At 32.5% G+C, this 6,109-nt stretch carries 8 protein-coding genes; 1 reads left to right on the top strand and 7 read right to left on the bottom strand.

The annotated features are described in order from the left end of the window. From JCM14932_RS17330 to JCM14932_RS13730, 4 genes are all read right to left on the bottom strand, one after another. Window positions 1–235, bottom strand: a 235-nt coding sequence (locus tag JCM14932_RS17330) for a hypothetical protein (protein ID WP_034543562.1), incomplete at its 3' end; no start/stop codon positions are given. Window position 236: 1 nt separating this feature from the next. Further along, the gene (locus JCM14932_RS17705) at window positions 237–887 is read right to left on the bottom strand and encodes an ABC-2 transporter permease (protein WP_025025367.1); all 651 of its coding nucleotides are present in this window, start codon (window positions 885–887) and stop codon (window positions 237–239) included. Next, window positions 862–1,578: an ATP-binding cassette domain-containing protein gene (locus JCM14932_RS15745; protein WP_025025366.1), complete on the bottom strand. Its 717-nt coding sequence runs from the start codon at window positions 1,576–1,578 to the stop codon at window positions 862–864. Before JCM14932_RS15745 ends, JCM14932_RS17705 begins: the two co-directional genes overlap by 26 nt. 687 nt (window positions 1,579–2,265) lie before the next feature. Then, the gene (locus tag JCM14932_RS13730; RefSeq protein WP_025025364.1) at window positions 2,266–2,541 is read right to left on the bottom strand and encodes a class IIc cyclic bacteriocin; all 276 of its coding nucleotides are present in this window, start codon (window positions 2,539–2,541) and stop codon (window positions 2,266–2,268) included. A 177-nt stretch (window positions 2,542–2,718) separates the two neighbouring features. Here JCM14932_RS13730 and JCM14932_RS13725 point away from each other — a divergent pair, with 177 nt between their 5' ends. Further along, on the top strand, window positions 2,719–3,033 hold the full coding sequence (locus tag JCM14932_RS13725) for an alpha/beta fold hydrolase (protein WP_025025363.1): 315 nt from the start codon (window positions 2,719–2,721) through the stop codon (window positions 3,031–3,033). An 18-nt stretch (window positions 3,034–3,051) separates the two neighbouring features. On the opposite strand, the gene JCM14932_RS13720 is transcribed toward JCM14932_RS13725, so the two are convergent. The 3 genes from JCM14932_RS13720 to JCM14932_RS13710 form a co-directional block, all read right to left on the bottom strand. Beyond that, window positions 3,052–4,374, bottom strand: coding sequence for an MATE family efflux transporter (locus tag JCM14932_RS13720; protein ID WP_025025362.1), 1,323 nt, complete (start codon window positions 4,372–4,374; stop codon window positions 3,052–3,054). Window positions 4,375–4,452: 78 nt separating this feature from the next. After that, the gene (locus JCM14932_RS13715; protein ID WP_025025361.1) at window positions 4,453–5,187 is read right to left on the bottom strand and encodes an SLAP domain-containing protein; all 735 of its coding nucleotides are present in this window, start codon (window positions 5,185–5,187) and stop codon (window positions 4,453–4,455) included. Window positions 5,188–5,342: 155 nt separating this feature from the next. Further along, on the bottom strand, window positions 5,343–6,062 hold the full coding sequence (locus JCM14932_RS13710) for an SLAP domain-containing protein (RefSeq protein WP_025025360.1): 720 nt from the start codon (window positions 6,060–6,062) through the stop codon (window positions 5,343–5,345). Between the last annotated feature and the right edge of the window lie 47 nt (window positions 6,063–6,109).

Genomic DNA, 6,109 nt, shown 5'->3' with positions numbered 1-6,109 from the left:
TTTTTGAATTATTCATAAATATTATTACTAGGTAGCTACCAAGTGCTGAAATGAAGACTGTAAAAATGTTTACTAGTACGGTACCAAGTATTAATAACAGTTTATACTTTCGTAGGTTATCAGAAAAAAGACCATTATCATATTGTAATAATAAGGTTGCCTTAACGCTGCAATCTAATATTAAAAAGATCCATAGTATTGGCCATATTATAGAACGTTTTACCATTTTTATCATGTCAAATCCCCCTTCTCATTTTTATATTCAAAATTAGATTTGATATTATTACTGATATTAATAATGAAATTAATATGGTAATTATTATCAATAGTATCAAATTACCATGAGATGTATGGACGATAAATGATGATAGCTTATTTTTTACATTTACAAATTTAGATATTATAAAAAGGATAGAAACAATTGATATCATTACCATGGTTATTCCATTTTGAGAAAATGCGTAAAGGAAGGGAATGAGTATTGAACAATAGAGAAACTCAATTATTGTTGAAATGGAGGTAATTATTAATACTGTGCGCAAATCAAATGTTTTGAATATGATTGATGTAGTTTGTATGTATATATAATTTATTATTGTTGATTCTAATATGACAATCATCGAAGTTAGGAATCGGGAAATGACTAATGTGATGTTTCTCTTTTTAATAACTTTCATAAATAATAACCATTTATCATTAATATCGGAAGTGAAAAGTATTTGTAAATTATTAATTAAAATAAAGGAAATGAATATGGATATAATCCAACTATCTTGTTTTAAGACAATCATACTTATAGATAATAGGATTAACATACCTAGTAAATATTTACGCTTAATAAATGATTTTAATAATTGAAAGTTATCCTTTAAAATAAGTCCTTTCATTTCTGGCACCTCGGTTGATCTGATTTACATTGTCTTCAAATATTTTTTGTAGATTATTCATGTCTATATCGTTGGTATTCTTATCTAATATTTTTTCACCGTTTTTTAGAATAATAAATCTGTTACATATATCAGAAATATCATTTAGATTGTGTGTTGAAATGATTAGAGGTACATTTTGTTCTAAAGCATAGTGCTTTATCTTAGCTAATACATTTTTACGCATGATAGGATCTAAACCACTTGTAACTTCATCGAAGATTAATATGTCGGATACACTGGATAAACCCACAGCAACATTTAATTCCATTTTCATGCCCTTTGAAAAGTTTTTGATAATAACCTTTTTGGGAAGATCAAAATCATTTATATATTTGTTGAACTTTTCATTATTCCAATTCCATTGAAGTTTATCTAACACCTTTGCTAATTCTAATATGGTTAATTTTTTAGGATAAGGTATACTATCGAATCCAAAATATATTCGTGGATTATTCGTTGTTATATTTCCACTGGTCTGTGCTGACAATCCCGAAATGATTTTTAGCAGGGTTGTTTTTCCAGCCCCGTTTTCACCAATTACCCCCATAATGTCATTCTGGTATATTTTTAAATTGATGTTTTTTAATTGAAATGTTTTAAAACTTTTATTGATTTTCTCTGCCTGAATTATCGGTATTAAATTACTCATTTTTGTGTCCTCCCTTGTTAAAAAGCAATATATACCCTAACAGTAAAGATATATAGAATGATGCCATTGTTGGAGTTTTAGTGCCTAAAACAATGAATAAAATACCAGTTATCAAAAAAGCTATAAAAACTATTAATCTATTTAACTTTGACTTGAACATATTAATAACCTCTTATCATTTGATTGGTAAAATATGGAGTCACAAAGGACTCGATGATGCCGGCTGTTATCAGAATAAGGAATGGCATAAGAAGACAATTATATGATATTTTTTATCTCTGGCATCAAATACATATTTTACTAATAAAAAGTATGCAAAAAATTCAATTACTCCATGAGGTAAAATAAGTACAGCTCCTTCAACGATTGTAAGATGTGAAAATATTATTCCTATTTTTATTCCGTTTGCAATAAAGAATGCAATAGGTATTATGATTCCAAAGTATGTCGTTGTGTAAAGCAATCCTAATGAAATTGTATTTGTTACAATAATATGCAAAAACACATTAAATGAGTTCACCTTTATAGGGTGGGATAGTTGTGTATTGGTAACGACAACGTACATTTTTTCATATAAGTAGCTGAGTAAGAAAGATATGCTAAATAAATTTATTAATAATAATATTTTTTTCATGATAATTTCAGAATGGGGAGATCAAGTATTGATCTCCCCAATTTATTTTTAATTTAAGCTGCTGTAGCACCCATCGCAGTTGCTGCAGCTGCAGCCCACGCTGGTAATGTAATACCTAACATTGCAGCAAATACTCCCGCCGCACTACCACCATTCAAAATTCCACTAACTAGTTTGCTTTCAAGAGAGTTGTCCAAATGAATGCCGAATAAACCAGCAATCCATATAACATGTACAGTTGTTAACATAAGTCCTAATAAAACAAATGATACAATTGTTGCTATTTCATATTTGTTTAGAACATATTTTACACTCAAATTATTTTTCATTATAAAGCATCTTCTTATCTTTAAATATTTCTGAGGTATGTTTACCTCAAATATGATATTATTCCGATTCAAAATTTTTATCAAAATTTTGAATTCGTTTAGTGTGTAGGTTTAGGATAGACAGTATTGTTATAATCAAAAATAGTTTAATTAATAATGTGTTAGATTTTTAGTTGGATGGCATCAATTGATGATAATGTCTTTTGGAAGTTGAATGTTGTCAAAAAACAATTTCCATTCGTTAAGGACGATAACTTAGAATTATTGTATGATCACGCTCGAAAAGACTGGCGTGAGTCGGTTATTAATTTTCAGGTACCAATGTTATTGGTAACGGCTAATCAGAGTCCGTACTTTGATGGTGAGTTTGCTGAATTATTGATGGAGAAAAATAGTAATTTAAGTCATGTGGCAATCGATCAATCCGGTCATGTGATTATGGCCGAACAGCCCGATAAGTTTAATCAAACATTATTGAATTACATAGAATAAAAAAAGCCTTCAGGCTGACTATCTTGTCAGTTTGAAGGTTTCTTTGTATAAAAATAATCCAATTAAAAAAGTAATTAAATCAGCAAGTGGTTGTGACCAAACGACACCGTAATATCCGAAGATTCTGGATGCAAGTACGATTACAAGATAGAAGATAATACCTTGACGTGCAATTGACATGATAAAGGCATCTAGGGCTTTACCAGTTGATTGAAAGACGGTTGTGAATACGAGTATCGCACCGACGAAAGGTGTCGTACAGAGGAAGGCACGTAGGATGTGGGTACCGGCAGTGATGACCGCAGTATTCTTCAAGAATAACCCAACGATTTGTGGTGCAAAGATCATCAAGATAACTGCGAGAACTAGTGCATAGACCATCTCGACTAACAGATCGAAACGGATGATTTTTTTAAATCGATCAAAGTTCTTCGCTCCAAAATTGTATCCGATTAATGGTTGAGCGCCAAAGGCAAATCCAACCATGATCAACATAATAATCATGTAAACTTTGAGAACAATCCCCATGGCCGCAATTTGAACAGCTCCATAGCTCTCTAAGTAACGGTTGATGACAGCTGTTCCAAACGCTTGCATTAAATTAGTTATAGAAGCTGGAATACCGATAATAATAACTTGAGTTATTAGTTTTTTGTTGATAGACATTTTATGAATATCAACGCTAATAACGTTGCAGTACTTCAAAGTTGCCCAGATCAACATAATGTCCGTGACACCATAACCTATGACAGTTGCCAAAGCAGCACCGGCAGCACCCATATTCATTGGAAAAATAAGGATAGGGTCCAAAATAATAGTTACGATTGTTCCAATGATAGTACCAATCATAGATTGCTTGGCGAATCCTTCCGTACGAATCAAGTTACTAGGAACTAGAGAGACGATGATTACTGGTGCTCCTAGGGCCATGATATGATAAAAACTAGCTGCAAAATGATAGGTAGAATTGTTGGCACCTAGCATATGCAGAATTGGATTTTCGAATGCAATTAGTAATATTGCGGTTATTACGCCAAGGATGATCCCCCAATAGAAGCAAAAACTACTGACACGACGACTTTTTTCATGTTCAGTTTGACCAAGCAGCCGTGATATTAATGAACTACCACCGAGACCGAAGATATCACCCAATGCCAGTAGAAATGAGAATAATGGTGTGCAGAGCGCAACACCAGCTACTAAGTCAGTGTTCTGCGTTTGTGCTATGAAGAAAGTATCCGCTAAGTTATAGATCATACTTGCGACCATACCAAGAACAACCGGTAACGCTAGTGTGAAATACGCTTTAGGGATGGATTCTTTTTCAAATAATTCGTTCAAAATAATTCCTCCAAAAATAGACCAATGTTTCTATTATATATGAAGTAATAAAAAAAACGCCAGAGGCGTTTTGAAATTTTATGCTTTTGATTTATGATAGCCTTTGTTGATTGCTTCTTGCTCAGAACTGAAATAAATGATATTTTTATGTCCAATTCTGTATCTATGTTGTGTAGGTAAATGATAAATATGTGAAGCCTTGTTTCCAACGACGGTACCTACATAAGTGCCAGTATTAATAGGTGTATCTGTTGTATATGTTGGAGCGATATATGCTGGTTGTGATGTAGTTAGGTCGTAGTCTGAAACATATTCATTTGAACCGATTTGGTAAAACTTTTGACCGTTGATATATGTAACATCAGAGAATGCTTGCCATGAAGAATTAGTAGGTAAGATATTACCGGTTCTATCGCCATTAGAGTTAACGGTCGCGGATGACCATCTTCCAATGGTTACAGAAGTTTTTTCACGTGGAGCAGATGGGTGATTATTGTTCACATTCGATTTGACTGAATCAGAAGGCAACCATTCATTTGTTGCAACATGATAGTATGTTAAGCCATCATCTCCTGACATGGTTTTATTAAATAACCAATCCGAATCAGGAGTTAAAGCACGATTTGTTACTTGAACTAGCTTGTTGTCTTTTAATGCATAAATATTAGCTAATTTATTGGTTGTAACCACGCCTTTAGTGTTAGTGATTTCTCCACTAGCTTGTGTGTTGGCACTTACGGTTATTAATGACTGAAATGAACCAAATAACATTATAGTTGTAGCAATTAAACTCGAGATAATTCCTTTTTTCATTTAATATTCTCCTAAGAATTAAGTATATAAATAATATATCATCAACTAAATTTAAATAAAATTCTGATTTAATATACGTAAAATTCATTAATTTTATATATTTGTATAAAAAAAGCATTCTCATCAGAGAATGCTTTTAGAAGCTAAATTTAGTCCTAAACCTTAGATCTTGTATAACTAGCATTTATAGCATCTTGTTCAGTCTTAAAGTAAACAAGGTTTTCAGTATTTATTTTGTATGATCTTTGACCAGGTAGGTGGTAGACGCTGGTACTGGAATTGCCGACAATTGTTCCGGTAGTATTTGAGTCAATATTTTGTCCAACAGTTGCAGATGAAGCTGTATCAAATGTTGAAACAAATTCATTTGAACTAATTTGATAGTAAGTTTGACCATTGATTGTTACGATATCGGAAAATGCTTTCCATGCGGAATGTGCTGGTAAGATATTTCCTGTGCGTGATCCAGTAGAATTGACAGTTGCAGCATTCCAAGTGCCAATATAGATGGTTTTCATTGTTCTGGGTGCATTATTATTAGAAGTACTTCCAGCAGCAGATGAATTAGATTTAATAAAGTTTGATGGTACCCATTCGTTTGTCGCAACACGATAATAAGTTAGACCATCAACGCCTGTGGTAGTTTTATTGAACAACCAGTCAGAATTGGGTGTTAAAGCTCTGTTGGTAATTTTGACCAAGTTGCCATTTCTGAGTGCATAAATGGTTGCTATCCCGTTAGTAGTGACAACACCCTTAGTATTACTGATTTCTCCGGTAGTCTGAGTAGTAGCATTAACGGTGTGTAACGATTGTGCTGACCCCAATAACATAATCGCAACGGCAATTGCACTTGATAAAATTCCTCTTTTCATATTTAATCCCCCTTATATTTATATTACATTATAAATATATCATGTAA

Source organism: Companilactobacillus nodensis DSM 19682 = JCM 14932 = NBRC 107160, assembly GCF_000615905.1.
GTDB lineage: Bacteria > Bacillota > Bacilli > Lactobacillales > Lactobacillaceae > Companilactobacillus > Companilactobacillus nodensis.
This window is presented reverse-complemented; position numbering and strand designations above follow the sequence as displayed.